Source organism: Xanthomonas sp. LMG 12461 (assembly GCF_009192935.1).
In the GTDB taxonomy this organism is placed as follows: Bacteria; Pseudomonadota; Gammaproteobacteria; order Xanthomonadales; family Xanthomonadaceae; genus Xanthomonas_A; species Xanthomonas_A sontii.
In genome coordinates this window covers 39,918-64,515 of record NZ_NQYT01000018.1, presented here as the reverse complement: position 1 = coordinate 64,515, position 24,598 = coordinate 39,918, and the positions used below count along the sequence as shown (strand labels likewise).

Sequence of the window (24,598 nt, the reverse complement as noted above, 5' to 3'; positions counted from 1 at the left end):
CCGTGACGCCTGGCAGCGGCCGCTCGCCAGTGCGGCGGCGCCACGCTACCCTGTGCCGTCGCTCGCCGCTCACGCCGGATCCGCCACGTTATGCCGATGAAACGCCACTTCTCCATGCTGCGCGAGTTCCAGCTGGCCGACTGGTTCACCCTCGCCAACGCCTTCTGCGGCACCGGCGCGGTGTTCGCGGCGATGCGCTTCCTGCAGGACGGCCGCCGCAGCGACCTGCTGTTCGGCATGGCGCTGATCCCGCTGGCATTCGTGTTCGACGCGCTGGACGGGCGGGTGGCGCGCTGGCGCAAGTCGTCCTCGACCCTGGGCCGCGAGCTGGACTCGCTCGCCGACGTGATCTCCTTCGGCGTGGCCCCGGCCGCGCTGGCCTACGCCTGCGGCATGCAGGGCGGCTGGGACTGGCTGGTGCTGAGCTTCTTCGTCTGCTGCGGGGTCAGCCGCCTGGCCCGCTACAACGTCACCGCCGAGCAGATCGCCGGCGACGGCGACAAGGTGCCGTACTTCGAGGGCACGCCGATCCCGAGCAGCCTGGGCCTGGTCATCGTGCTGGCGATCGCCGCGCACCTGGGCCATATCGGCGACGCCTTGTGGTGGGGCGAGTGGCGGTTGGGACCGTGGCTGCTGCACCCGCTGGCGCTGCTGTTCGCGCTGTCCGGCTCGCTGATGATCAGCAAGACGCTACGCATCCCCAAGCCCTGATCGCAGCGGGTTGCTATCATCGCGGGCCAGGTCTGGAGAGTGGCGATGAAGGCTAGCGGCGGTGGCGCCGGCGATTTCGAGGCGATGACGCGGCAGTACTGGGACGCCTGGAGCGCCGCATTGCGCCAGGGCGCAGTGGCCCCCGCGTCGCACGCGGCTGGCGATGGCGCCGGTTCCTGGCGCGAGGCGATTGCGGCCTGGAGCCAGTGGCTGCCGCGCGGCAGCGCGCCGCAGGCCGAGGACGCGCTGGCGCAGTTCCAGCAGCAGGCCGGCGACTGGCTCGGCGCGATGCAGCAGGTGGCAGCGCAGTTCGCCGGTCGCGACGCCAGCAGTGCCGACGTCGCCGACGCCTGGAAGCGACAGGTACAGGGTCAACGCGAGCAGTTGCTGCAGTGGCTGCTGGGTGCGGTGCGCGGGGCCGGCCAGGCCGGGATCGACCCCTGGCTGCAGCAGGCGGCGCAGTGGCTGCAGGGCCTGCAACGCGACAGTGGCCCATGGTTGCAGATGCCCGGGTTCGGCCCGGCGCGCAACCACCAGGCGCGCTGGCGGGCGCTGGCCAAGGCCCAGCAGGACTATCAGGCGCAGTTGCAGGCCTATCTGGGACTGCTGCAGGGCGCCATCGACCGCGCCTTCGGCCTGTTCGAGGAGAAGCTGCGCGCGCACGAGGATCCGGGCCGGCAACTGACCAACGCGCGGGCGATGTTCGATCTGTGGATCGACGCGGCCGAGGAAGCGTATGCGGCGGCCGCGCTGTCGCCGGAGTTCCGCAAGGTCTATGCCGACGTCGCGAACGCGCAGATGCGCCTGCGCGCCCTGCTGCAGCGCGAGACCGAGCAGGTGTGCGAGCAGGTGGGCCTGCCCACGCGTACCGAACTGGATGCTGCGCATCGGCGCATCGCCGACCTGGAACGCCGGCTGCGACGACTGGAGCGCGGCGAAGGGCAGGGCGCGACTGCCGCGGCCGGACCTGCACCGGTTGCTCCGGCCCCGGCTGCGCCGCAGAAGAGCCCTCGGAAGACCGCGGCCAAGTCGGCCCCTGTGCGGGCGGCAGCCGCCGCGCCCAAATCCAAATCCAACGCCGCCACGCCAGCGAAGGCCACGCCCGCCGCCAAGCCGCGGCGGGCCGGGACCACGCCGGCGGCACGCCGGAGTCGCGCATGAAGGGACCGCTGAGTTTCAGCAGCGACGATCTGGTCCAGGAAACCCTGGAGCTGCAGCGCAAGCTGCTCGAAGGCCTGCGCGTGCTGCCGGGCCTGGACACGGTGGACTACGGCGCCACCGCGCGCCAGGAAGTGTGGCGCGACGGCAAGGTGGTGCTGTACCGCTTCGTCGGCGAACGCCCGCCCACCACCAAGGTGCCGCTGCTGATCGTCTATGCCCTGGTCAACCGCCCGTACATGGTCGACCTGCAGGCCGACCGCTCGCTGGTGCAGGGCCTGCTGGCGCTGGGCGAGGACGTCTATGTGCTGGACTGGGGCTATCCGGACCGCTCGGAGTGCTACCTGACGCTGGAGGACTACCTGCTGCGCTACATCGACGGCGCGGTGGACCATCTGCGTTCCGCCGGCGGCGGCGCCCCCGTCAACATGCTCGGCATCTGTCAGGGCGGCACGTTCTCGCTGTGCTACGCGGCTTTGCAGCCGGAGAAGGTGCGCAACCTGGTCACCATGGTCACCCCGGTGGATTTCCACACCCCGGACAACATGCTGTCCAACTGGGCGCGCCAGGTCGACGTCGACCTGTTCGTGGACACGCTGGGCAACGTGCCGGCGGACCTGATGAACGTCAGCTACCTGATGCTCAAGCCGTTCCGCCTGAACCTGCAGAAGTACGTCGGCCTGCTCGACATCCTCGACGATCCGCGGGCGCTGGAGGACTTCTTGCGCATGGAGAAATGGATCTTCGATTCGCCGGATCTGGCCGGCGAGACCTTCCGCGAGTTCGTCAAGCAGTTCTATCAGGACAACGCGCTGATGCACGGGCGCGCGCGCATCGGTGCGCACACGGTGGACCTGAGTCGGGTCACCATGCCGGTGCTCAACGTCTATGCCGAGCAGGACCACCTGGTGCCGCCGGATGCGTCGCGGGCGCTGCGCGGCGTGGTCGGCAGCCGCGACTACGCCGAACTGAGTTTCCGCGGCGGCCATATCGGTATCTACGTCTCCGGCCGCGCCCAACGCGAAGTGCCGGCGGCGCTCCATCAGTGGCTGGCCGAGCGCGATGGCGGGCACTGAGCGCCAGCGGCGACGCGTCGTGCCGCCAGGGGCGCGTCTTGCTGGCGTCGTCTTGGCGGTGGCGCTGGCCTGGCTGAGCGTGGAGCGCGGCATCGCTGCGCCTGCGGCCGCGGCCGACCGTGAAATCCGCGGACTGCTGGCGGCGTTGCAGTCCTCGCCGTGCCGGTTCCAACGCAACGGGACCTGGTACTCCGGTCGCGAGGCCGAGGCGCATCTGCAGCGCAAGTATGCGGCACTGCGTTCGCGCGACCTGGTGGACAGCGCCGAGCAGTTCATCGCGCGCGGCGCCAGCCGCAGCAGCGTCAGCGGAAGCGCCTACCGTGTCGCTTGTCCTGGCCGGCCGGAGCAGGAGGCGGCGGCCTGGTTCGAGCAACAATTGGCGGCATTGCGCCGTCACGCCGCGCCCGCGCCGGCGCGCGTAGAGTGAGCCGGCCGCCGTCGCTGGAGCCGCTGCCATGTCGCAACCCCGTTCGCTGTCGCGCTCGTTGAACGACCGCATGATCGCGGGCGTGATGGGCGGGATCGCCCACCGCTTCGGCTGGAATGCGACCCTGCTGCGGGTGCTGTACGTGGTCGGGTCGATCGTCTCGGCCGCCTTCCCCGGCATCCTGGTCTATCTGATCCTGTGGCTGCTGATTCCCAACGAAGCCGATTGACGCGGCCGCTGTCGCGGGTCTGGCGCCGTGCCGGCATCGCCGTCGGCGTCCTCTGGACCTCGCCGAACACTGTCCTGGGCATGCTCGTCGGGACCATCGCGCTGGCCTTCGGTGCCCGCCTGCGCTTCAGCCGGCGCGAACTGGCGCTGGTGTTCGAACGCGTGCCGATGCGGCCACGCGGGGCGATGACGCTGGGCAACGTGATCCTGCTCAGCGCAGACGATCTGGACGTGGCCTGCGCCACCTACGAACACGCTGCCGGTCGTTGCCGGCATCCTGCGGTACGGCTCGGCGACCACGAACGTGCGCACGTGCTGCAGTACATGCTGCTCGGGCCGCTGTTCCTGCCGGTGTACCTGGCCTGCGGCGGGGTCAGCGTGCGCAATCCATTGGAACGCGCCGCCGATCGCTATGCGCTGTACGGTCGGGGTTGGTGGCCGGGGACGGGTTGAGCGCGTGGCGTCCGCAAACCGCTGCTTTCGCAATGCACGACGTTGCCGCGCAGGAGCGGCTTCAGCCGCGACGGGCTTTCCCGGGAACGCCCCGGTCGCGGCTGAAGCCATGCGTACGGATGTACCAGTGGCGCTTGTTGGTGGCTCGGGTCAGTCGAGCCGGGAAAAACCGAACAGGCGCTTGAGCGGGTGCGCATGCCGCTCGATCTGGGCGCGCAGCAGGCCGGCGCCGATCATGCTGTAGGTGATGCCGTTGCCGCCGTAGGCCATGGCGAACTGCACGCGCGGGCCGTGCTGCGGGTGGGGGCCGAAGAACGGCAGGCCGTCCTCGGTCTCGGCGAAGGTGCCGGCCCAGGCGAAGGTCGGCTGCAAATCCAGTCCCGGCATCACCTTGGCGATCTTGCGCGACAGCGTGCGTGCCTTGCTGTCCACGCGCGCGTCGCGGCGCGCCGGCACGTCCACGCTGTCGTCCTCGCCGCCGGCGACGATGCGGCCGTTGCCGGTGCTGCGCAGGTACAGATACGGCCGCGCGCTTTCCCAGATCATGGTGTCGCGCAATGGGCCGAGGACGGAAGGCTCGAGCGGGTCGCTGACGAAGGCGTAGCTGCTGCGGTTGCGGGCCACGCGTTGATCCAGCCAGTGCTGGTTGGCGTAGCCGGCGGCCATCACCACATGGCCGGCGCGCACCTGCGCGCCCTGATCGGTGTGCAGGGTCACGCCGCGGCCAGTGACCACGATCCGCGCGATGCGGGTGCGGTCGTAGACGCCGACGCCGCGTCGGAAGGCGCGGCCGAGCAGGCGATAGGTGAGGCGGTACGGATCCACCCGTGCCGCCTGGTGGCTGAGGATCGCGCCGTGCGCCTGCAGGCCGTAGTCCGCGTCCAACGTCTGCGCGTCCAGCCATTCCACGTCCAGGCCGTGTCGCGCGCGCACTTCCAGCTCTTCCAGCAGCACCCGCACGTGGCGGCGTTTGCTGGCGTAGTACAGGCTGTCGTTCCAGCCGAAGTCGACATCGCGCAGCGGCCGGACCAGGTCGCGCAACTGCTCCAGCGCCTGCGCGCAGGCGCCGTAGGCGAGGGCGGCGGCAGGTTCGCCATAGCGCTTGGCCAGATCGATCAGGTGGGTGTCGATCTCGTACTGCAGCAGGGCGGTGCTGGCCGCGGTGCTGCCCCAGCCGATGTCGCGCTGCTCCAGGACCGTCACGGCATGCCCGTGCGCGCTCAGTTCTTCGGCGATCAAGGCGCCGGTGATACCGCCGCCGACGACCGCGACATCGCAGCGCACGTCGTCGCGCAGCTGCGGAAAGCTCTGCATCAGGCCGTTGCGGACCGACCAGAAGGGATAACCGCTCTTGAGATCCATGACGCCCCGGCGCAGAAAGGATGTGCGACTTAGGCGCAGGTCCGGTTAAGTCCGCGTGAGCCGCCGCGGACGTCATGTTCGGGCAAACAGCCGCGATTAATCTCGGTGCAGAAGTCCCTCACATGGCGCTGTGTATGGTGCGCGCCAGTTCCACGAATTCCCTGTAGAGGAAGCGTCATGTCGGTCGTTCTGTATATCGGTGGCAGCAAGGACGGAGAGAAGGGCGTCGTGCCCTACGGGTTCCGCAAGTCCATGAAGGAAACCGAGGCAGGCCCTGAGATCTATGTCGAGCGCGTGCTGGCATTGAGCGATCGGCAGGTGCGGATCATGGCGCTGGAGTCGCTGCAGGACGATATCGTGGTAGAACGCCTGCACAGGTATTATTCGCGTTGACGCCGGCGTGCGAACCCCGGTGTGGCCGCCCGCCTAGGCGGGCCAGCGACGGTTCGCATCGACCTGCCACCGACCATGCCCGCACCAGAAATCAGCAACACCTCGGCGCCGCCGACGACCGTCGACCCGAACGCCCCCACCGACATGTCCAACCAGCGCAGCGATATCTTCTTCGCTGCGGTGCAGACCACGCGCATGCCGATGATCGTGACCGATCCGCGGCAGCCGGACAATCCGATCATCTTCGTCAACCGCGCGTTCCTGGAAATGACCGGTTACGGTCGCGAGGAATTGATCGGCAATAACTGCCGCTTCCTGCAGGGGCCGGACACCGATCGCGAGACCGTACGCAGCGTCCGCGACGCCATTACCTCGCATGACGAAGTGGCGGTGGAGATCCTCAACTACCGCAAGGACGGTTCCAGCTTCTGGAACGCGCTGTATATCTCTCCGGTGTATGACGACCGCGGCGAGCTGGTGTATTTCTTCGGTTCGCAACTGGACGTCAGCCGCCGCCGCGATGCCGAGGACGCGCTGCGCCAGGCGCAAAAGATGGAGGCGCTGGGCCAGCTCACCGGCGGCATCGCGCACGACTTCAACAACCTGCTGCAGGTCATGTCCGGGTATCTGGAACTGATCGAGCACGCGGTCGAGAGCGACCCGCTGAATCCGTCGCTGCTGCGCAAGAGCGTGGACCGCGCTCGCGATGCCGCCGGCCAGGCCGCGCGCCTGACCCAGCAGCTGCTGGCGTTCGCGCGCAAGCAGAAGCTGGAAGGACGCGTGCTCAATCTCAATGCCCTGGTGGCCGGGATGAGCGATGTGGCCGAGCGCACGCTGGGCGACGGCATCGCGTTCTCGCTGGAGCTGTCGCCGGGCCTGCGCAACTGCCGGATCGACCCGACCCAGGCCGAAGTGGCGCTGCTCAACATCCTGATCAATGCGCGCGACGCCATGGCCGACCAGGCGGCGCCGCGTCTGGTGATCCAGACCCGCAACGTCTCGGTGCGCGCGGACGAACCCACCACCTACGACAACCTGCTGCCCGGCCATTACGTGTGCGTGTCGATCACCGACAACGGCAGCGGCATGCCGCCGGAGGTGCTGGCGCGCGTGCTGGATCCGTTCTTCACCACCAAGGAAGAGGGCAAGGGCACCGGCCTGGGCCTGTCCATGGTCTACGGCTTCGCCAAGCAGTCCGGCGGCGCGGTGCGCCTGTATTCGGAGGAGGGCCACGGCACCACCGTGCGCCTGTACTTCCCGATCGACGACAACGTCGAGAACATGGCCCCGCGCGATTCGCGCACGCGCCGCCCGTTCGATCGCCAGGGCGACGAGACCATCCTGATCGTCGAGGACCGGCCGGACATCGCCGAGCTGGCGCGGCTGTTCCTCGGCGACCAGGGCTATGCCACGCACGTGGTGTACAACGCCCGCGAGGCGCTGGAACTGCTCGATACCGGCGTGCACGTGGACCTGCTGTATTCGGACCTGATCATGCCCGGCGGCCTCAATGGCGTGATGCTGGCGCGCGAGGCGCGGCGGCGCCGGCCCAAGATCAAGGTGCTGCTGACCACCGGCTATGCCGAGTCCTCGATCGAGCGTACCGATGCCGGCGGCAACGAGTTCGAGGTGCTGGCCAAGCCGTACAACCGCCAGGAGCTGATCCGCAAGGTGCGCATGGTGCTGGACGGGCCGAACGGCGTCACCTGACGCCGCCAGCTTGGCGCGCGCCTGTCAACGGGTTCCCCGGCGGCGCGCGCACTGCGAAAATGCGGGTTTTCCGCAAGGCGGCTTCGGCCGGACGCAATGCACGACACTCAGCTCGCCCAGCAGATCGCCAACACCATCGCCGCCGAGATCGGCGCGCAGCCGGCGCAGGCGCGCGCCGCCATCGCCTTGCTCGACGAGGGCGCCAGCGTCCCGTTCATCGCGCGCTACCGCAAGGAAGTCACCGGCGGGCTCGACGACACCCAGTTGCGCAACCTGGAAGTGCGCCTGACCTATCTGCGCGAACTGGAAGAGCGCCGCGCCGCGGTGCTCGCCAGCATCGCCGAGCAGGGCAAGCTCAGCGACGAACTGCGTGCGGAGATCGTCGCCGCCGACACCAAGTCGCGGCTGGAAGACCTGTACCTGCCATACAAGCCCAAGCGGCGCACGCGCGCGCAGATCGCCCGCGAGGCCGGGCTGGAACCGCTCGCCGACGGCCTGCTGGCCGATCCGAGCCAGGTGCCGGAAACCTTTGCCGCCGGCTTCGTCGATGCCGACAAGGGCGTGGCCGACGTCAAGGCCGCGCTGGAAGGCGCGCGCGCGATCCTGATGGAGCGCTGGGGCGAGGATGCCGCACTGGTCGGCGAACTGCGCACCTGGCTGGGCGAGGTGGGCGTCATCCGCGCCCGCGTGGCCGAGGGCAAGGAGCAGGAAGGCGCCAAGTACCGCGACTACTTCGATCACGCCGAAGCACTGGCCAAGATTCCTTCGCACCGGCTGCTGGCGCTGTTCCGCGCGCGCCGCGAGGAGATCGTGTATCTGGAACTGGATCCCGGCAGCGAGGCCGAAGCCGGCCACCAGTACGCCGAAGGCCGCGTCGCGCTGCGCGCCGGCATCGCCAACCAGGGCCGTCCGGGCGACCGCTGGCTGCTGGATGCCTGTCGCCTGACCTGGCGCGCCAAGCTGCACATGCACCTGCTGCTGGACCTGTTCAACCAGGCGCGCGAAAAGGCCGAAGCCGAGGCGATCGCGGTGTTCGGCGACAACCTGCAGGACCTGATGCTGGCCGCGCCGGCCGGGCCGCGCGTGACCCTGGGCCTGGACCCGGGCATCCGCACCGGCTGCAAGATCGCGGTGGTCGACGCCACTGGCAAGCTGCTGGCCACCGACACCATCTATCCGCACGAGCCGCGCCGGCAGTGGGACCAGTCGCTGCACACGCTGCGGCAGCTGTGCACGCAGCACGGCGTGGAGCTGATCGCGATCGGCAACGGCACCGCCAGCCGCGAGACCGACAAGCTGGCTGCGGACTTGATCAAGCAGAATCCGCAGCTGAAGCTGGAAAAGATCGTGGTCAGCGAAGCCGGTGCCTCGGTGTATTCGGCGTCCGAGTTCGCCGCCAAGGAGTTCCCGCAGCTCGACGTGTCGCTGCGCGGCGCGGTGTCGATCGCGCGGCGCCTGCAGGATCCGCTGGCGGAACTGGTCAAGATCGAGCCCAAGGCGATCGGCGTGGGCCAGTACCAGCACGACGTCGACCAGTACCGCCTGGCGCGGGCGCTGGACGCGCGGGTGGAGGACTGCGTGAACGCGGTCGGCGTGTACGTCAACACCGCCTCGGCGGCGCTGCTGTCGCGCGTGTCCGGGCTGTCGTCGAGCGTGGCCGAGAACATCGTGCGCCACCGCGACGACAACGGCCCGTTCAAGCGCCGCAAGGACCTGCTCAAGGTGCCGCGGCTGGGCGACAAGACGTTCGAACAATGCGCCGGCTTCCTGCGCATCGCCGATGGCGAGGAGCCGCTAGACGCTTCGGCGGTGCACCCGGAAGCCTATCCGGTGGTCGAGCGCATCGTCGGTGCCACCGGCAAGCCGATCAAGGCGCTGATCGGCGATGGCGGCTTCCTGCGCGGGCTCAAGCCGGACCAGTTCACCGACGAGAAGTTCGGCCTGCCGACCGTGCGCGACATCCTCAAGGAACTGGAAAAGCCGGGCCGCGATCCGCGCCCGGAGTTCAAGGCGGCGCGCTTCGCCGACGGCGTGGAGGACATCAAGGACCTCAAGCCGGGCATGGTGCTGGAAGGCGTGGTCAGCAACGTCGCCGCCTTCGGCGCGTTCGTCGACATCGGCGTGCACCAGGATGGCCTGGTGCACATCTCCGCGCTCTCGGACAGCTACGTCAAGGATCCGCGCGACGTGGTCAAGGCCGGCGACATCGTCAAGGTCAAGGTGCTGGAAGTGGACGTGGCGCGCAAGCGCATCGCGCTGACCCGGCGCCTGGACGACACGCCGGCGCCGGCGCGTCCGTCCGACCGCGACCGCGACGCACGTGGCGCCGGGGGCCCGCCGCGGCGCGAGCGCGACGGGCGTGGCAATGCGGGCGGCGGCAATGCCAAGCCGCGGCCGGCTGCCGCGGCGCCGGTCAACAGCGCGCTGGCCGACGCGTTCGCGCGCGCCAAGCGCAGCTGAGGTTCCAGCAGAAAAAATCCGGCGCGCTCGCGCCGGTGCATCCAGTGCCGGCCGCACGGTGCAGCCGCGCAGCGCCGACTCAGGCCGATTCGGCGCTTTGGCTCTGGTCGGTGGCGAGCGCGGCCGGTGCCGGCGCCACCAGCGATGCGGCCAGCCCGAGCAGCTTGACCGGATCCACCGGCTTGCCCAGGTGCGCATCGAAGCCGGCCTCCAGGGCCAGCGCGCGATCCTCGCTGCGCACGTAGGCGGTCAGCGCGATGGCCGGGATGCGGCTGGCTGCGCCGACACCACGGGCGCGGATGCTGCGGATCAGGCTGTGGCCGTCGCGGCGCGGCATGCCGACGTCGCTGACCAGCAGCGCATAGGGCCGTTCGCGCAGCAGCGCTTCGGCATCGTCGGCGCAGACCGCGGCCTCGACCACGGCACCGGCTTCCTGCAGGAAGCGCTGGGTGACGCCCCGCGAATCCATGTCGTCGTCCACCACCAGCACGCGCACGCCATCCAGGCGAATGCCGTCACGCCGCAGCATGCCGCCGGACAGGGCGGTATCGTTGCCACGGCGGATCGGATCCAGGCTCTGTACGTCGTTGCGCGGCAGCAGCAGGGTGAAGGTCGCGCCGAGGCCGACGCCGTCGCTGCTGACCGACAACTGTCCCTGGTGCAGTTCGGCCAGCTGCTTGGCGATCGCCAGGCCCAGGCCGAGGCCGCCGGCGCTGCGCGTGCTGCTGGCGTCGGCTTGGCGGAAGCGGTCGAACACGTGCGGCAGGAACGCCGGGTCGATGCCGATGCCGGTATCGCCGACGGCGATGCGGACGTGGGTGCTGGTGCTGTCCAGGGTCACCGTGACCGTGCCGGCGCTGGGGGTGAACTTGATGGCGTTGCCGATCAGATTGGTCAGCACCTGCTGCAGCCGCACCCGATCGCCCAGATAGGGCAGGGCGGTCGCTTCGTCGGCGACCAGCACGATGTCGATGCCCTTGTTCTGCGCGCCGGGGCGCGCCGCATCGATGGTCTCGCTGAGCAGTGCGCGCAGGTCCAGCTCGCCGGCCTCCAGGCGGACCTTGCCGGACAGGATGGCGCTCATGTCCAACAGGTCGTCGATGATCTGCGCCTGCGAATGCGCGCTGCGCTCGATCACCTCCAGGCCCTTGCTCAGGTCCTTCTCGCGCACCGCATCGTCCTGCATCAGCCGCGACCAGCCCAGGATCGCGTTCAGCGGCGTGCGCAGCTCGTGGCTGAGCGTGGCCAGGAACTCGTCCTTCATGCGGCTGGCGCGTTCGGCCTCGCTGCGCGCGCTCTGCTCGGCGGCGAGCAGTTGCTGCAGGCGCAGGTCGGTGCCGCGGCGCTCGATGATGATGCCGGCCAGGTGCGAGGCGGAGCGCGCAAGATCCTGTTCGTGCGGGTTGGGGTAGTGCACGAACGGGTAGTACAGCGCGACTACGCCCAGCACTTCGCCATCGCTGGCCAGGATCGGCGTCGAGCAGCAGGCGACGATGTCCGCCTCCAGGGCGGTCGCCAGATACGCCTGCCAATGCGGGTTCACCCGCACGTCGCTGCACAGCACCTGCCGGCGCAGGTAGGCGGCGCGCCCGCAGCAGCCGGTGTTGGGGTCGATCGGCAGGCGCTGCACCGCCTTGCGGAAGGCGGGCGGCATGCTCGGCGCGGCGCCTTCCAGCAGGCACTGGCGGTGCTCGTCGACCAGCATGATGGTGCAGCGCAGGCCGATATCGCTCTGCGACTCGATGCCGCGCGCGATCGCCTCCAGCACCGTGCTAAGCGGCTTGCCGGTGGTGATCATCTCCAGCGCCGCACGCTCGGCGGTGGTGGCATTCTCGATGCGCTTGCGCTCTGCGATGTCCAGCAGCGAGCCGATGAAGCCCAGGAACTGGCCGGACGAACTGAAGCGCGGCGTGGCGGTGTCCACGCACCAGCGGTACTCGCCGTCGTGGCGGCGCAGGCGGTATTCCACGGTGTAGGCGCGGCGGTCGGCGCAGGCGCGCGCGAGGGTGCGGCCGACCGTGGCCAGGTCGTCGGCATGGATCATTTCCTGCCAGCCGCTGCCCAGCGCCTCCTGCTCGCTCTGCCCGGTGAACAGATACCACTGGCGGCTGATGTATTCGCAGTCGCCGTCGGCATTGGACATCCAGATCATCACCGGCGCGTTGTCGCACAGCTGGCGGAAGCGCAGTTCGCTTTCCTGCAGGCGCTGCTCGACCAGGCGGCGGTCGTGGATGTCGGTGTTGGTGCCGATCCAGCGCACGATGCGGCCGCTGTCGTCGCGGATCGGCAGGGCCCGGCCGAGATGCCAGCGGTACTCGCCGTCGTGGCGGCGCAGCGGGTACTCGATCTCGTACGGCTTGCCGCTGCGCAGCGCTTCCGGCCACACCTCCATCACCCGCGCCAGGCCTTCCTCGGTGTGCACATGGCGCCAACTGTCGTACCCGGCCTCGCCGACCGGCAGTCCGGTGTATTCGTACCAGCGGCGGTTGAAGTAGTCGACGTGGCCGTCGGGCATGGCGGTGAACACGATCTGCGGCATCGCATCGGCCAGTTCGCTCAGGCGCGCGGCACTGCTGGCCAGTGCGCTTTGCGCGCCCGCGCGTTGCATCGATTCCCAGCAGCGCGCCGCCACCAGCCGCACCAGCTCGATCTCGGCCGAGGTCCACACGCGCGGCTGGGCGTGGTGCACGCCGATCGCGGCCACCAGGCGGCCGGCCTTGTGCAGCGGTGCGGTCAGCACGGCGCGCATGCCCAGACGACGGTAGTTCGGGTCGTCCAGGCGCATCGGCGGCTGGTGGGTCTCGGTGTCCTGCACCACCCACGGCCGGTTTTCGCGCATGCAGTCCAGCAGGTCGCTGCCGAAATCGCTGAAGCGCGAGCGCCCGGTCAGGTGCGAGGCGCCGTCGACGTAGTCGGCGCGCACGTCGAACACGTCCTCATCGGCCTCGACGATCGCGTAGGCGCAGCGATTGGCGCCGAGGTGCTGGCCGAGCAGGGCGGCACCGGTCTCGCAGATGGCTTCGGTGCTGTGCAGGTTCTGCAGGGTGTCCTCGAGCATCAGCAGGAAGCTGTCGTGCGCCTGCGCGCGCGCCTGTTCGGTGCGGTCGATGCCATGCACCAGGATTCCGCTGACCCGGCCCTCGGCGTCGTGCATCGGCTGGTACACGCATTCCAGCGTGGTGTCCGAGGTCGCTTCGTGCGGACTGCGGCACAGCTGGAAGGTCATCGACTCGTCGATGAACGGCACGCCGCTGGTGCGGACGTTGTCGAGCAGGCCAATGACGCCCTGATGCTGGATTTCGGGGATGGCCTCGGTCAGCGGCCGGCCGACCACCTCGCGCGGTCCGACCAGCTGCTGGTAGCGCCGGTTGACGGTCTCGATCACGTAATCCGGGCCGCGCAGGATCGCCAGCGCCGCCGGCGACTGCTCGAAGGCATCGGCCATCTGCGCACGTTGCGCGTCCAGCGCCTTCAGCAGCGTGTCGCGTTCGCGCGCCAGGGTGATCCGCGCCGTGTCCTCGGTGCACACGCACAGCACGCCGGCGATGCGGCCCTCGTCGTCGAACAGCGGGCTGTAGGAGAAGGTGAAATACACCTGCTCGCCGTAGCCGTTGCGCATCATCGTCAACGGAATATGTTCGTTCCAGGTCGATTCGCCGCTGGCCATCACCTGGTCGGCCTGCGCCCGCACCTCGGGCCACACGTCCGGCCACACCTCTTCCATCGGCCGCGCGAACCCCTGCGGGTGCCGCAACCCGAGGATCGGCACGTAGGCGTCGTTGTACAGGTTGAACTGGCGCTCGCCCCAGCGCACCGCCATCGGGAACCGCGAGTTCAGGCAGATCGACAGTGCGGTGAGCAGGCTCCGCGGCCAGTGCTCCATCGGGCCCAGTTCGTGCTCACGCCAATCGATGGCGCGCAGCAAGGCCCCCGTGGCGCTGCCGGCGGGAAACCGGACAGGAGGCGGCGAACAGTCCTTGGCGTTGATGGCGGAGTTCCTCGAAGCGTTCCCGCCAGGCGGCGGGCTTACGGCCGAGGATTCTCAGGGGCGCGCGGTCGTCTTGGCGTGAGCGTCCTGCAAGGCCTTGATCAGCTGCTCGGACAGGTAGGGCTTGGTCAGCACCACGCCGGCGGCGAAACCGGGAGGGAGCGCGTCGGCGGCCACGCCGGTGGCGAGCACGAAGGGGGTGCCACGTTCGCTGAGCGCCCGGGCCACCGGTTCGCTGGTCTCGCCGGCGGAGAGGCGGAAGTCGAGCACCGCCCGGTCCGGGCGCTCGCTGTCGATCAGCGCAAGGGCCTGCTGCACGGATGCGGCGATGCCGACCACCTCGGCACCGGCCTGGGCAAGCTGCAACTCCAGCAGCGTGGCGTTCATTTCGTCGTTCTCGACCACCAGGATACGCAGGCCCCGCAATGCCGACATCGCTTGCTCGTTAAGGTTTGGGAACGGAAAGTATAGCGGGACCGTCACTGCCACCGCCTAGACAAACGGGCGCAGGAAGATGAAGCGTTTACCTGTGATCGACGTCGATGTGCGCCGCGGCGGTCGCGCAAAAAACAAACGGCAGCCGAAGCTGCCGTCAGTCCTGGTGCCGAAGGTGGGACTCGAACCCACACGCTTTTAAGGGCGGCGGATTTTGAGTCCGCTGCGTCTACCGATTCCGCCACTTCGGCGCGGCCGCGGAGTATAGCCGACAGTTCGGCCGCGCCGCCAGCGCTGTATTTGCCGTCGTTGGAGGAGGCGGGGGGGAATGGCAGTGGCCATGGGTACTTCCCGAGCACACCTCTATATGTGCGTCGCACGTTAGGCGAAGCATTCGGTTGCTGCCGACCGCGCAAGGGGCGCGCAAATCCACCCGTTGTGCCGATATCGGCAATCATCGACACGAGTGGCGGAGGGCTGCGGAGGCGGATTGGCGCCGTGTGCGGTGAGTTCCGTAGGTCGCCTCCATCGTTGGACGTGAGGCGCAGACGTCGCGCAATGCAGGCGTGCGCGCGGATGCAGCCGGTCGTGGCGAGGGCGTGTGCGGCGTCGCGAACGTTCCGAAAAAAACGCTTGCGTGTGCCGATCACGATCGTTAATATTCCGCTCCTCGCAGCACGTGGGGCCATAGCTCAGCTGGGAGAGCGCTTGCATGGCATGCAAGAGGTCGCCGGTTCGATCCCGGCTGGCTCCACCAACTTTTCGGACATAGGCCGTCCGCAAAGGCGACATCGTTACACAGCGTCCCCATCGTCTAGAGGCCTAGGACATCACCCTTTCACGGTGGCGACCGGGGTTCGAATCCCCGTGGGGACGCCATTTTTCGCAGGAATTCCTCGCGCGCATCCGGGTTCGGCTCTGCCGAACGCACTGAGTGCGGGGTTTGTACATCGGAAGAAAGTCGGGTAAGATTCCGCTTCTGCCAGTACACGTGGGGCCATAGCTCAGCTGGGAGAGCGCTTGCATGGCATGCAAGAGGTCGCCGGTTCGATCCCGGCTGGCTCCACCAACTTTTCGGACATAGGCCGTCCGCAAAGCAACATCGTTATCCGCGTCCCCATCGTCTAGAGGCCTAGGACATCACCCTTTCACGGTGGCGACCGGGGTTCGAATCCCCGTGGGGACGCCACTTTTCGAAAACACCCGGCACTGCCGGGTGTTTTTTTATGCGTGTGGCGGCCGTGTGCGGCGGCTGCGAGATGCGGCAAGCATGTGCTGGAAGCCGGGTGGATCGCTGGCTTCTTCGAGCGAGCTGCGCTGCTGTTCCTTGTCTGCCTGCATCCAGGATGAGCGAGGGCGCCCGTACCCTCACCCCAACCCCTCTCCCGAGGGGAGAGGGGCTTTGGCTGCTCCCTTCTCCCTCCGGGAGAAGGTGCCCCGTAGGGGCGGATGAGGGTCCGGGCGTCGCCTCGCATGGGCAGATTAGTGCAGGCGCTGCGCGCCCCGTACCCTCACCCCAACCCCTCTCCCGAGGGGAGAGGGGCTTTGGTTGCTCCCTTCTCCCTCCGGGAGAAGGTGCCCCGCAGGGCGGATGAGGGTCCGGGCGTCGCCTCGCATGGCCAGATTGGTGCAGGCGCTGCGCGCGCCGTACCCTCACCCCAACCCCTCTCCCGGAGGGAGAGGGGCTTAATGGGGCTGTTGCTGCATCGATGAAGGGCTAACGCTGCGCCAGTTCAATGCAGCAGCCGGCGGATCTGCAGGATCGCCTGCGGCGTGCGTTGCACGCTGTGTCCGGAGACGATCACCGTTTCCGAGGCGGCGCCGGGCAGGTGGGCGCTCCAGTACGGCACGATGCCGTCGCTGGACTGCGCCAGCGGTACGCGCGGATCCTCCTGCCCGATGATGGAGTGATAGGTCACCTGTGGTGAGATCGGCAACTGCGCCGCGGCGAGGATGAAAGGGTCGTGGTCGCTGAGGCTGTCGATGCTGTTGGGCAGCCCGTCGAGCATGTTCTTGCCCGCGATGTCCTGGAACTGGTCGAGCACGCGCCGTGGCAGCCCGATCACGGCGCGTGCCAGTTCGCCCACCGTGCCGGCGGCTTCGGGCGTGCCGCGCTGCGGGGTGGCCAGGAAGATCGCTTCGGAGACTTCCGGCATCGGTGCGAACTGCAGCATCGGTCCGAGCCTGGCGTGCAGTGCCTGGCGCGCCTGCGGATCCAGCGCCGCCCCGTCGAACAGGGTTCGCCACAGCCGCTCGCCGTCGCTGGAAGACACCATCAAGCGCGCCAGCACGCCGCCCATGCTGTGCCCGATCAGCACCATGTCATGTGCGGAGACGCTGCGGCGTTGCGGATCGAACTGGTCCAGCGTCTGCTCCAGGGCGTTGCGAACTTGCAGGTGGGTGTAGGGAATCGGCAGGTTGGTCGGGTAGTAGACGAACCAGATCTGATAGCGCGCGCGGACCTGCGGATCGCCGAGCAGGTCGTTGGCCAGGTTGACCCAGGCTTCCGGGCTGCTGGCCAGCCCGTGCAGCAGCACCAGCACGCGCCGGTTCGGATCGTAGGGCTGGGTCAGGAACACGTGCGGCCGGTCGATGCCGTGCCCGAGGCCGAGCAGGGTGCGCAGCGATTGCGCGGCGAAACCGGCGCGCGCCATCCACACGCCGTAGCCGGCGCTGAAATTGGCCGCCAGCGGCACGTCGACACCGCCCATCGTGACCCGATCGCCGAGCGAGGGGTCGTGGACCTCCACGTGTGCGCTGTGGCTGGCCAGCACCTGCTTGAGCGTGCGGCCATCGAAACGCAGCAATACCGTGAGGTTGGGGGTGGGCATGTCGCTGTAGACAGGAGCGGCGTCGGTGCTGCGGATGGCCTCCGCCGCCGGCTGCGGCAGGACCGCGACCATCTCCGCGCCGAAGCCATCGCGCCGATACAGGCTGCGCAGCCCATCGAAACGCAGGCCGCTGGCCGCCAGCATCGTCTCGGGCATCGGCATGTCCTGCGGGTTGCCGACGCCGCTGGTATCCAGCGTCACCGTCCAGTCGGGCAGGGCGGCGATCTGCGCGCTGGCCTCGTGCGTGGCCGGCGGATGCCGCCGGTAGCGGGCGAACAACGCGGTCACCGCCTGCTGCACGGCGTAGTTGTAGTAGTCGCGCACCTGGGTCTGGCGTTCCTCGAAGGCGCGTTCGCTGGGCGTGCGTGCGCTGAAGAACAGGTAGGCGTAGGCGTAACGCGCGGTCTGCAGCCAGGCGGCCAGCGTGGCATCGCTGGCCGGACGTTGCCTGGCGGCACGTTGCGCGGCCAGCAGCGACAGTTCCGCCGCCGTCGCCAGGGTACGTTCCTGGTCCATGTCGGCGTTGCCGAGCAACTGGTCGATGCATGGCGGCACCGTCGCCGTGCAGCGTGCCGCGTCGAGGCCGGCCACGTTCAGCGTCTGCAGTGCGGCATCGCTGGGGCGCGCGGTGCTCAGCGCGTCGCCGCGCTTGGCCTGGATGTAGCGCGCCGCATCCACGCGTTGCAGGGTGACGCTGGCACAGCCGCCGGTGCACAGCGCCATGCACAGCACGACACAGGCCAGGATCGCGCGGTGCCAGCGCCGCCGCTTCATGCCGCGACCTTCGCCGGCTTGCCGGCGCGGCGTGCGAACAGCAGGTCGTACAGCACCGGAATCACCCCCAGGGTCACCAGCGTGCCCAGGGCCAGGCCGCCGATCATGGTGATGGCCATGCCGGTCCACAGCGGCCCGGCGAAGAGCATCAGCGGGATCAGGCCGACAATGCAGGTCAGCTTGGTCATCACGATCGGGCGCAGGCGCTTGACCGCGGCGGCGATCACCGCCTCGTGCCGGCCCAGGCCATCGGCCAGTTCGGCCTCGATCCGTTCGAGCAGCAGCACCGCGTTGTTGACGATGATGCCGGCCAGCGCGAGCAGGCCGAAGGTGGCCATGAAGCCGAACGGATAACCGGTGACCAGCAGGGCGAGGGTGGCGCCGATCAGCACGAACGGAATGCTGGCGACCACGATGAACAGCTTGCGGAACGAATTGAACTGCCACACGAACAGCAGCAGGATCGCGCCCAGCGCATGCGGCATGTACTGCAGCAATGCCTGGTTGGCTTCGGCGGCGTCCTCCAGTTCGCCGCCCATCTCGATGCGGTAGCCCGGCGGCAGGCGCAGCGCCGCCACCTTGTCGGCCAGCGCGGCCACCACCTGGTCGGTGGTCAGGTCCGGGTTGCGGCCGGTGATGGTGATGGCGCGGCTCAGGTTGCGGCGCTGGATCGTCGAGGGTTCCGAACTCAGTTGGATGTCGGCGATCGCCGACAGCGGCAGCGGCGCGGCGCCGGAGGACGGGTAGATCGGCGTGTCGCCGGGGTTGCCGCTGCGTGCACCAGGGCCGCTGTCGCCGCGCAGCACGATCGGCACGTTGCTGCCGTCGTCGTGGATCACCGAGGCGTCCACGCCGCTGTAGCGGAGTTGCAGCGCCTGGGCGATGTCCTCGCTGGCGACGCCGGCGCGGCGCACCTTGGCCTGGTCCACCTGCACCACGTAGCGCGGAATGCGGCTGTCCCAGTCGTCGCTGACGTCCAGCGTGCCGGGCAGGGCACGCAAGGCGTCGGCGATGCCGGCGGCGATCCGGCGCAGTTGCGTTTCGTCCGGGCCGATCACCCGGTAGATCGCCACGCCGGATTCGGTCGAGCCCAGGGAGAATCGCTTGGGCTCGGCGCGTACCGCCGGGTAGGCCTGGCGCAGGTGGGAGCGCACCTTGGCGATCAGCGCATCGATGTCGCTGCCCGGCCGCACGCTGACGGTGAAGTAGGCGATGTTGGCCGCCGGCAGCGGCGGGTTCAGCCCGAGCACGATGCGCGGGCCGCCGTCGGCGACGTAGCCGATGCTGTCGACGATCTGCGGATTCTGCCGACGGTCGGCCAGCCACTGGCTGATCGACTGCACGGTGCGCAGGGTCTCGCGCGCATCGCTGCCCGGTTGCAGGGTCACCGGCATCTGGAACTGCAGGCGGTCGGACTTGGGCAGGAAGCTGTACGGCACCGAGACCAGCACGGTCACCGCCAGCGCCAGCAGGGCGAGCATGCTGCCCAGGAACAGCGCCTTGTGCGCCAGCAGCGCCTCGATCGTGCGCCGGTACAGCCGGTACGGCTTGGAGGTGTAGCTGTCGCCATGTCCATCGGCCGGCGCGACATGCGCGCGGGCGAAGTACATGCACAGCAGCGGGGTGATGGTGATGCTGAGCAGCCAGGAGCCGAGCAGGGTCACCGCCAGCACGATCGCCAGCGAACGCATGTATTCGTTGGTGCTGGTCTGGCCGAAGAAGAACGGCGAGAACGCCAGCACGATCACCAGCGAGGAGGTCAGCAGCGGGATCGCCAGGCTGCGGCCGGCCGCCTCGCAGGCGGCGCGACGTTCCTCGCCGGCGGCCAGGCGCCGTTCGATGTCCTCGGCGATGACGATGCCATTGTCCACCAGCAGACCCAGCGCCAGGATGATCGCGGCGATGGACACGGTCTGCAGTTCCACGCCCAGCACCCGCATCGCGATCAGCGCGCCGAGGATGGTCAATGGCACGATCGCGCCGACGATCAGGCCGGTGCGCCAGCCGAGAAACAGCATCACCACCGCCATCACGATGACGATGGTCTCGCCCATCACGTGATGCATCTTGCCCATCTCGCGCTCGACCACGTCGGCCTGGAAGGTGACCACGTGCTGTGCGAAACCCACCGGCAGCATCTTGGCGGTCTCGCCCAGGGTGTGGCGCAGCGCCTTGCCGACCTCGGCGACGTTGTTGCCCGGGGCCATCGACACCGCCACCACCACCGCCGGCTGGCCCTGGTAGATGGCGCCGGCTTCCGGCGGATCCACCGGCATCAGCTCGATCCGCGCCAGTTGCGCCAGCGGGATCTGCCGTGGGCCGTCGGCGCCCTGCGTCGCGATCGGAGCATTGCGCAGGTCGTCGAGGTCGCGCACTTCGCCGGAGGTGGTCACGGTCATCGCCATGCCCGACGCGGCGACCAGGCCGCCGCCGGCGACCACGTTCTGCGCGCGCAGTTGCTGCGCGACCGCGGCCGGGGTGAGGCCGGCCTCGCCCAGCCTGGTGCGGTCGAAGGCGACATAGACGCGCTCGTCCTGCAGGCCGTGGAAGGTGACCCGCTCGACGCCCGGCACGGCGTACAGCTGCGCACGCATCTGCCGCAGCGGCCCGAGCATCTCGGCGGTGTTGAAGCCGGGCGCGGTGACGGCGATCGAGGCGATGGCGACGCGGCCGAAGTCGTCGTCGACCAGCGGCCCCTGCGTACCCGCGGGCAGCTCGGCACCGGCCTCGGCCACCTTGCTGCGCACCCGCTGCCACAACGCCGGCAGGTCCTTGACGCTGTCCTGCGCGGTGACCTGCACGATGGCGCTGCCGGGATGGATGGTGGTGACGATCTTCTTCAGCCCGCTGACTTCGCGCAGCCGTTCCTCCAGCGGACGCGCGAGCAGGTTCTCCACGCGCTCGCTGGGCATGCCGGGGTAACCGACCTGCACGATCGCATCGCGCACGGTCACGCTGGGTTCCTCCTGCGAGGGGAAACCGAGAAAGGTGACGATGCCGCCGATCAGGATCAGGGCGGCGCTGAACAGCGCCAGGCGGCTCGATTGCAGGGTGGCGCGGGTCAGGTTCATGGCGAGGTGGTGCCGAGGCGGGTGGTGGGACGGAACGGCACGACGTGCTGGCCGTCGTGAAGGAAGGCGGCGCCAGCGGCGACGATGCGCTCGCCCGGAGCCAGGCCACGCAGGATCTGCACGCGGCCGCCCTCGGCGTGCCCGGTGACGACCTGGCGGCGGCGCACGCTGCCGCTGTCCTGGCGGTACACGAACAGCATGGTCTGGCCGTCGGCCATGCTCGGGATCAGCGCGCTCAACGGCACGCTCGGCGCCTGATCGGCGGCGCTGTCGGGCAGGGCCAGCAGCAGCGATTCGCCGCTGCGCGGCTGCGCCGCATCGGCGCCGGTGCTGTCGAACAGCGCCTGCACGGTGGCCCCGCCGTCCACGCGTTCGGACACGCTGCGCAGGCGCAGCGGCAGCGCCTGCTGCGGTGCGCTGCTGCGGTAGGCGAGGACGCTCTGGCCCGGTTGCAGCGCCGCCGCGCGATCGGCCGGCAGCGTCGCCAGCACCTGCGCGCGATCGGCGCCGTCCAGTTGCAGGACCGGCTGGCCCGCGCTCACAAGACTGTCGGGCTGCTGCAGGCGTGCCACCACGCTGCCGTCGAACGGTGCGCGCAGTTCCGATTGACGCACCGCGCGGCGCGCCAGCGCCAGGTCCGACTGCGCGCTGCGGACCTTCGCCTGCGCCGCGGCGAAGGCGCTCTTGGCCGCGGTCAGGGTCGCGGCCGAGGCGGCGCCGTCGTCGAACATGGCCTGCTGCTGGGCGAGCTGGGTCTGCTGCTGCTGCAGGTCTGCCGCGGCGATGCCGACGCCGGCCTCGGCCTGCTGCAGGCGCAGGTTGTTCGGTTCCGGGTCCAGGCGTGCGAGCACCTGGCCGGCGCGCACGCGGTCGCCCACGTCCACGGCGATGGCGGCGATGCGGCCGCCGCCTTCGAAGCCGAGATCGGCGCGTTGTTGCTGGCGCACCTGGGCGAGGTAGCGGGTGCTGTCGCGTGCGGCATCGCGGCCGACGGTTTCCAGCTTGACCGCGCGCGGCGCGTCGGCGGGCGGTGCGGCCTCGCGGCCGCAGCCGGACAGCGCCAGCACGGCCAGCGGCAGGCACAGCGTGAGAAGCAGGGTGGGGCGCAGGGTCATGATCGGCGGTGTCCCGGGAACGTTCAGAAGGTGTAGGTGACGGTGGCGCCGCCGCCGGCAGCGGCGCGGCGACGCACCACCGGGCTGCCGTCGGCGGGGCCGACGTAGCGGGTGGCGTTGAGCAGCAGCGAGGCGGTCCAGTGCGGCGACAGGGTGTGATCCCATTCGGCGCCGACGGTGTAGGCGTACACGCCGGCATCGGCGCGGTGCGGTTGGAATCCGCTGGTCAGGCTTTGCGCCTCGGTGACGCCGAAGTACGCCTGGTTGAAGCGGCGGTCGCCGACGTGCGCGTCCAGGTCCAGGGTCACGTTGTCGGCCGCCGCCTGCAGCAGGGTGAAGCGCGCGCCGGCGCGGTAGCGGTTGCGGCGCGCACCGTCCTTCAGCGCGAACTCCGCCTCGGCGTCCAGCGCCAGGTACGGGGTGAGCTGCTGCATGACCAGGCTGCGTGCGGTGATCGCGCCGGGCACGTCGCCCATGCCGGCCAGGCGCTTGGAGCCGGGGCGCCAGCTGCTGTTGCGCTGCAGGCGGCCCAGGTCGTAGCCGAACGACTGGCTGGCGGAGAAGCCGTGCGCGTTCTGGAACTGGACGCCGGCGCCGCGCAGTGTGTCCGCGAACAGGATGCCGCGCTGTACCGAGAGCACTGGCACCGCCTGCACGCGATCGTCGGCGGAACCGGCATAGCGCGGAGTCAGCATGGCGCCGGCGCCCACGCTCACTTGGGTGCGGTCGCCGAACAGGCCGGCGCTGGGGGCCGGATCGGTGTCTGCGGCGTGCGCGACGGGCGGCAGCGCCAGCACCGCCACGGTCAGCGTGGGCGACAGAACGGACAGGAGATGTTTCATCGGAGCAACCTCGTGCGGGGGAAAGGTCATCAGGGCGCGTTCGGCAGCGGCACGCCGTAGAACGCGCGGAACAGCGCGATGCGATCGAGCAACAGGTCCTGGCGCGCCTGCAGATGCGCCAGTTCGGCTTGCGCGGCCTGGATGTCGCCGGCCAGCAGCTCGGGGCGGTCCTGCAGACCTTGCGCGACGCGCTGCTGCAGGCGCGCCACACGCTGGCGTTCGCGTTCGAGATTGGTGCGTTCGCCGCGTTCGCGCTGTTGAAGCGCTGGCAGCGCATCCAGCGCATCGGCGACCTCGCGGAACGCCGCTTCCACGGTCTTCTCGTAGTCGGCCACCGCGCCGTCCTTGCGCATCTGTGCGATGTCCAGGTTGGCGCGGTTGCGGCCGCCGTCGAACAGCGGCAGCACCAGTTGCGGCATGAAGCTCCAGGTGCGGCTGCCGGGCATGAACAGGCCGTTCAACGCCTCGCTGGCGGTGCCCAGCGAGGTGCTCAGGCGGATCGACGGGAAGAACGCGGCGCGCGCGGCGCCGATGTCGGCATTGCGCGCGCGCAGTTCGGCCTCGGCCTGGCGGATGTCCGGGCGCTGCAGCAGCAACTGCGAGTCGAGGTCGCGCCAGGTGCGGCCATCGTCCTGCCCAGCACCCGGCAGCAGATCCTGCAAGGTGCCGGCGCCGTCCGGCGTGGCGTAGCCGGCGAGCAGTTGCAGGGCGCGGCGAGCGGCGGCGTGATCGCTGGTGGCCTGCTGCGCGCGCGCCTGCGCCTGGTCGTCGTCGTGGCGCTGGCGGTCCAGCGCATCGCGGGAGATCAGCCCGACCGTCTGCTGGCGCGTGGCGATCGCCAGCAGTGCGGCACTGCGCTCGGCGATGGTCTGCGCCTGCTGCTGGCTCTGCAGGGCAGCACGCTCCAGTGTGTAGGCGCGCAGCACCTCGGCGATCAGCGCGCCGCGCGCCGCCTGGCGGCCTTCTTCGGAGGCCAGGTAACGCTGTTGCGCCGCCGCCGACAGCGAGGCCAGCTTGCCGAACAGGTCCAGTTCGAAGCCATCCACGCCGACCGCAACGGTACTCAGCTTCTGGCCGTAGCGCGCCTGCGTGGCCGCGTCGTCGTAGCTGCGGCGCGCGCCCTGGGCATCGAGGCCCAGCTGCGGCAGCTGCTGCGCGCGTTCGATGCGGTACTGGGCGCGCGCCTGCTGCACGGTCAGCACGGCATTGCGGAAGTCCGGATCGTGGGCCAGTGCCTGGGTCAGCAGCGGGGCCAGGTCGTGCTGCGGCGAGAATGTCCGTACGAACTGCAGTTCCTGGTCGGTGAGCGCACTCTCGCCGCGATCCGGTGCGGCGGCCGCGGTCGCGTTGGTCGCGCCGAAGGTGGGCGGCAGGGCCGGTTGCGGGCGTTGGTAGACCGGCGCCAAAGAGCAGCCACCCAAGGCGAGTGCGAGAAGCCCGAGCAGGGCGCGGGTGCGACACGGGCGAAGCGGCAGGGACGGTAGAATCATGGCAGCGGTCGGGTGATCGAACTCGACTGCCAGCATCGGCGGGCATGTTCAAGCCGCCTTCTAGGAATCTTCAA

Annotated in this window: 17 protein-coding genes and 5 tRNA genes; 13 read left to right on the top strand and 9 right to left on the bottom strand. The window is 69.5% G+C overall.

Annotated features, from left to right (window positions below; genetic code table 11):
* Positions 1-96: 96 nt before the first annotated feature.
* Genes CEK68_RS05075 through CEK68_RS05050 form a run of 6 tightly spaced genes read left to right on the top strand, consistent with a single transcriptional unit; the run spans position 97 to position 4,053 of the window.
* Positions 97-711, top strand: a complete 615-nt coding sequence (locus CEK68_RS05075) for a CDP-alcohol phosphatidyltransferase family protein (RefSeq protein WP_017909499.1) — start codon at positions 97-99, stop codon at positions 709-711.
* A gap of 45 nt (positions 712-756) precedes the next feature.
* Positions 757-1,872: a class III poly(R)-hydroxyalkanoic acid synthase subunit PhaE gene (phaE, locus tag CEK68_RS05070; RefSeq protein ID WP_152238733.1), complete on the top strand. Its 1,116-nt coding sequence runs from the start codon at positions 757-759 to the stop codon at positions 1,870-1,872.
* Positions 1,869-2,945, top strand: coding sequence for a class III poly(R)-hydroxyalkanoic acid synthase subunit PhaC (locus CEK68_RS05065; protein ID WP_152238732.1), 1,077 nt, complete (start codon positions 1,869-1,871; stop codon positions 2,943-2,945). Before phaE ends, CEK68_RS05065 begins: the two co-directional genes overlap by 4 nt.
* A 52-nt stretch (positions 2,946-2,997) precedes the next feature.
* A complete protein-coding gene (locus CEK68_RS05060; RefSeq protein WP_148828215.1) occupies positions 2,998-3,372 on the top strand; it encodes a DUF5329 family protein in 375 nt (124 codons plus the stop codon).
* Positions 3,373-3,400: 28 nt separating this feature from the next.
* Positions 3,401-3,601, top strand: a complete 201-nt coding sequence (locus CEK68_RS05055; RefSeq protein ID WP_026144177.1) for a PspC domain-containing protein — start codon at positions 3,401-3,403, stop codon at positions 3,599-3,601.
* Positions 3,598-4,053 (top strand): hypothetical protein, encoded by a 456-nt coding sequence (locus CEK68_RS05050; RefSeq protein WP_017913022.1) that lies wholly within the window; start codon positions 3,598-3,600, stop codon positions 4,051-4,053. Before CEK68_RS05055 ends, CEK68_RS05050 begins: the two co-directional genes overlap by 4 nt.
* 150 nt (positions 4,054-4,203) lie before the next feature.
* Here CEK68_RS05050 and CEK68_RS05045 read toward each other — a convergent pair whose 3' ends face one another.
* On the bottom strand, positions 4,204-5,415 hold the full coding sequence (locus tag CEK68_RS05045; RefSeq protein WP_150409143.1) for an FAD-dependent oxidoreductase: 1,212 nt from the start codon (positions 5,413-5,415) through the stop codon (positions 4,204-4,206).
* Between the two features lie 177 nt (positions 5,416-5,592).
* Between CEK68_RS05045 and CEK68_RS05040 the strand changes: the two genes are divergently transcribed.
* The 3 genes from CEK68_RS05040 (at position 5,593) to CEK68_RS05030 (ending at position 9,978) form a co-directional block, all read left to right on the top strand.
* On the top strand, positions 5,593-5,808 hold the full coding sequence (locus CEK68_RS05040) for a hypothetical protein (RefSeq protein ID WP_017907884.1): 216 nt from the start codon (positions 5,593-5,595) through the stop codon (positions 5,806-5,808).
* Between the two features lie 144 nt (positions 5,809-5,952).
* Entirely contained in the window at positions 5,953-7,518 is a 1,566-nt protein-coding gene (locus CEK68_RS05035) for a hybrid sensor histidine kinase/response regulator (RefSeq protein ID WP_255424753.1), read from the top strand.
* A gap of 96 nt (positions 7,519-7,614) precedes the next feature.
* Positions 7,615-9,978, top strand: a complete 2,364-nt coding sequence (locus CEK68_RS05030) for a Tex family protein (RefSeq protein WP_152238730.1) — start codon at positions 7,615-7,617, stop codon at positions 9,976-9,978.
* 79 nt (positions 9,979-10,057) lie between these two features.
* Here CEK68_RS05030 and CEK68_RS05025 read toward each other — a convergent pair whose 3' ends face one another.
* The 3 genes from CEK68_RS05025 to CEK68_RS05015 all read right to left on the bottom strand — a co-directional run bounded on the left by CEK68_RS05025 (position 10,058) and on the right by CEK68_RS05015 (position 14,652).
* Positions 10,058-13,903, bottom strand: a complete 3,846-nt coding sequence (locus CEK68_RS05025; protein WP_152238729.1) for a PAS domain-containing protein — start codon at positions 13,901-13,903, stop codon at positions 10,058-10,060.
* 117 nt (positions 13,904-14,020) lie between these two features.
* Positions 14,021-14,401: a response regulator gene (locus CEK68_RS05020; protein ID WP_017909846.1), complete on the bottom strand. Its 381-nt coding sequence runs from the start codon at positions 14,399-14,401 to the stop codon at positions 14,021-14,023.
* A 164-nt stretch (positions 14,402-14,565) separates the two neighbouring features.
* Positions 14,566-14,652: transfer RNA gene (locus CEK68_RS05015), tRNA-Leu, on the bottom strand.
* Positions 14,653-15,082: 430 nt separating this feature from the next.
* Here CEK68_RS05015 and CEK68_RS05010 point away from each other — a divergent pair.
* The 4 genes from CEK68_RS05010 to CEK68_RS04995 all read left to right on the top strand — a co-directional run bounded on the left by CEK68_RS05010 (position 15,083) and on the right by CEK68_RS04995 (position 15,590).
* A tRNA-Ala gene (locus CEK68_RS05010) sits at positions 15,083-15,158 on the top strand.
* Positions 15,159-15,204: 46 nt separating this feature from the next.
* A tRNA-Glu gene (locus CEK68_RS05005) sits at positions 15,205-15,280 on the top strand.
* A 114-nt stretch (positions 15,281-15,394) separates the two neighbouring features.
* Positions 15,395-15,470: transfer RNA gene (locus CEK68_RS05000), tRNA-Ala, on the top strand.
* A gap of 44 nt (positions 15,471-15,514) precedes the next feature.
* A tRNA-Glu gene (locus tag CEK68_RS04995) sits at positions 15,515-15,590 on the top strand.
* A gap of 544 nt (positions 15,591-16,134) precedes the next feature.
* Here the strand turns inward: CEK68_RS04995 and CEK68_RS04990 are convergent.
* From CEK68_RS04990 to CEK68_RS04970, 5 genes are read right to left on the bottom strand one after another with little or no spacing between them, the layout of a single operon-like run.
* A complete protein-coding gene (locus CEK68_RS04990) occupies positions 16,135-18,006 on the bottom strand; it encodes an alpha/beta hydrolase (RefSeq protein ID WP_152238728.1) in 1,872 nt (623 codons plus the stop codon).
* The gene (locus CEK68_RS04985) at positions 18,003-21,077 is read right to left on the bottom strand and encodes an efflux RND transporter permease subunit (protein WP_152238727.1); all 3,075 of its coding nucleotides are present in this window, start codon (positions 21,075-21,077) and stop codon (positions 18,003-18,005) included. The genes CEK68_RS04990 and CEK68_RS04985 overlap by 4 nt, the downstream gene beginning before the upstream one ends.
* Positions 21,074-22,192 (bottom strand): efflux RND transporter periplasmic adaptor subunit, encoded by a 1,119-nt coding sequence (locus CEK68_RS04980; RefSeq protein WP_152238726.1) that lies wholly within the window; start codon positions 22,190-22,192, stop codon positions 21,074-21,076. The genes CEK68_RS04985 and CEK68_RS04980 overlap by 4 nt, the downstream gene beginning before the upstream one ends.
* A 23-nt stretch (positions 22,193-22,215) precedes the next feature.
* Positions 22,216-23,034, bottom strand: coding sequence for a MipA/OmpV family protein (locus CEK68_RS04975; protein WP_152238725.1), 819 nt, complete (start codon positions 23,032-23,034; stop codon positions 22,216-22,218).
* A gap of 29 nt (positions 23,035-23,063) precedes the next feature.
* Complete coding sequence (locus CEK68_RS04970) at positions 23,064-24,524, bottom strand: efflux transporter outer membrane subunit (RefSeq protein ID WP_226977763.1); 1,461 nt, start codon at positions 24,522-24,524, stop codon at positions 23,064-23,066.
* Positions 24,525-24,598 lie beyond the last annotated feature (74 nt).

Excerpts from the sequence above, each read along its gene's own strand:
- CEK68_RS04975 (WP_152238725.1), bottom strand. The coding sequence starts at position 23,034 with ATGAAACATCTCCTGTCCGTTCTGTCGCCCACGCTGACCGTGGCGGTG.
- CEK68_RS05040 (WP_017907884.1), top strand. The coding sequence starts at position 5,593 with ATGTCGGTCGTTCTGTATATCGGTGGCAGCAAGGACGGAGAGAAGGGC.
- CEK68_RS04985 (WP_152238727.1), bottom strand. The coding sequence starts at position 21,077 with ATGAACCTGACCCGCGCCACCCTGCAATCGAGCCGCCTGGCGCTGTTC.
- phaE (WP_152238733.1), top strand. The coding sequence starts at position 757 with ATGAAGGCTAGCGGCGGTGGCGCCGGCGATTTCGAGGCGATGACGCGG.
- CEK68_RS05035 (WP_255424753.1), top strand. The coding sequence starts at position 5,953 with ATGTCCAACCAGCGCAGCGATATCTTCTTCGCTGCGGTGCAGACCACG.
- CEK68_RS05030 (WP_152238730.1), top strand. The coding sequence starts at position 7,615 with ATGCACGACACTCAGCTCGCCCAGCAGATCGCCAACACCATCGCCGCC.
- CEK68_RS04970 (WP_226977763.1), bottom strand. The coding sequence starts at position 24,524 with ATGATTCTACCGTCCCTGCCGCTTCGCCCGTGTCGCACCCGCGCCCTG.
- CEK68_RS05075 (WP_017909499.1), top strand. The coding sequence starts at position 97 with ATGAAACGCCACTTCTCCATGCTGCGCGAGTTCCAGCTGGCCGACTGG.
- CEK68_RS05055 (WP_026144177.1), top strand. The coding sequence starts at position 3,401 with ATGTCGCAACCCCGTTCGCTGTCGCGCTCGTTGAACGACCGCATGATC.
- CEK68_RS04990 (WP_152238728.1), bottom strand. The coding sequence starts at position 18,006 with ATGAAGCGGCGGCGCTGGCACCGCGCGATCCTGGCCTGTGTCGTGCTG.
- CEK68_RS05045 (WP_150409143.1), bottom strand. The coding sequence starts at position 5,415 with ATGGATCTCAAGAGCGGTTATCCCTTCTGGTCGGTCCGCAACGGCCTG.
- CEK68_RS04980 (WP_152238726.1), bottom strand. The coding sequence starts at position 22,192 with ATGACCCTGCGCCCCACCCTGCTTCTCACGCTGTGCCTGCCGCTGGCC.
- CEK68_RS05065 (WP_152238732.1), top strand. The coding sequence starts at position 1,869 with ATGAAGGGACCGCTGAGTTTCAGCAGCGACGATCTGGTCCAGGAAACC.
- CEK68_RS05020 (WP_017909846.1), bottom strand. The coding sequence starts at position 14,401 with ATGTCGGCATTGCGGGGCCTGCGTATCCTGGTGGTCGAGAACGACGAA.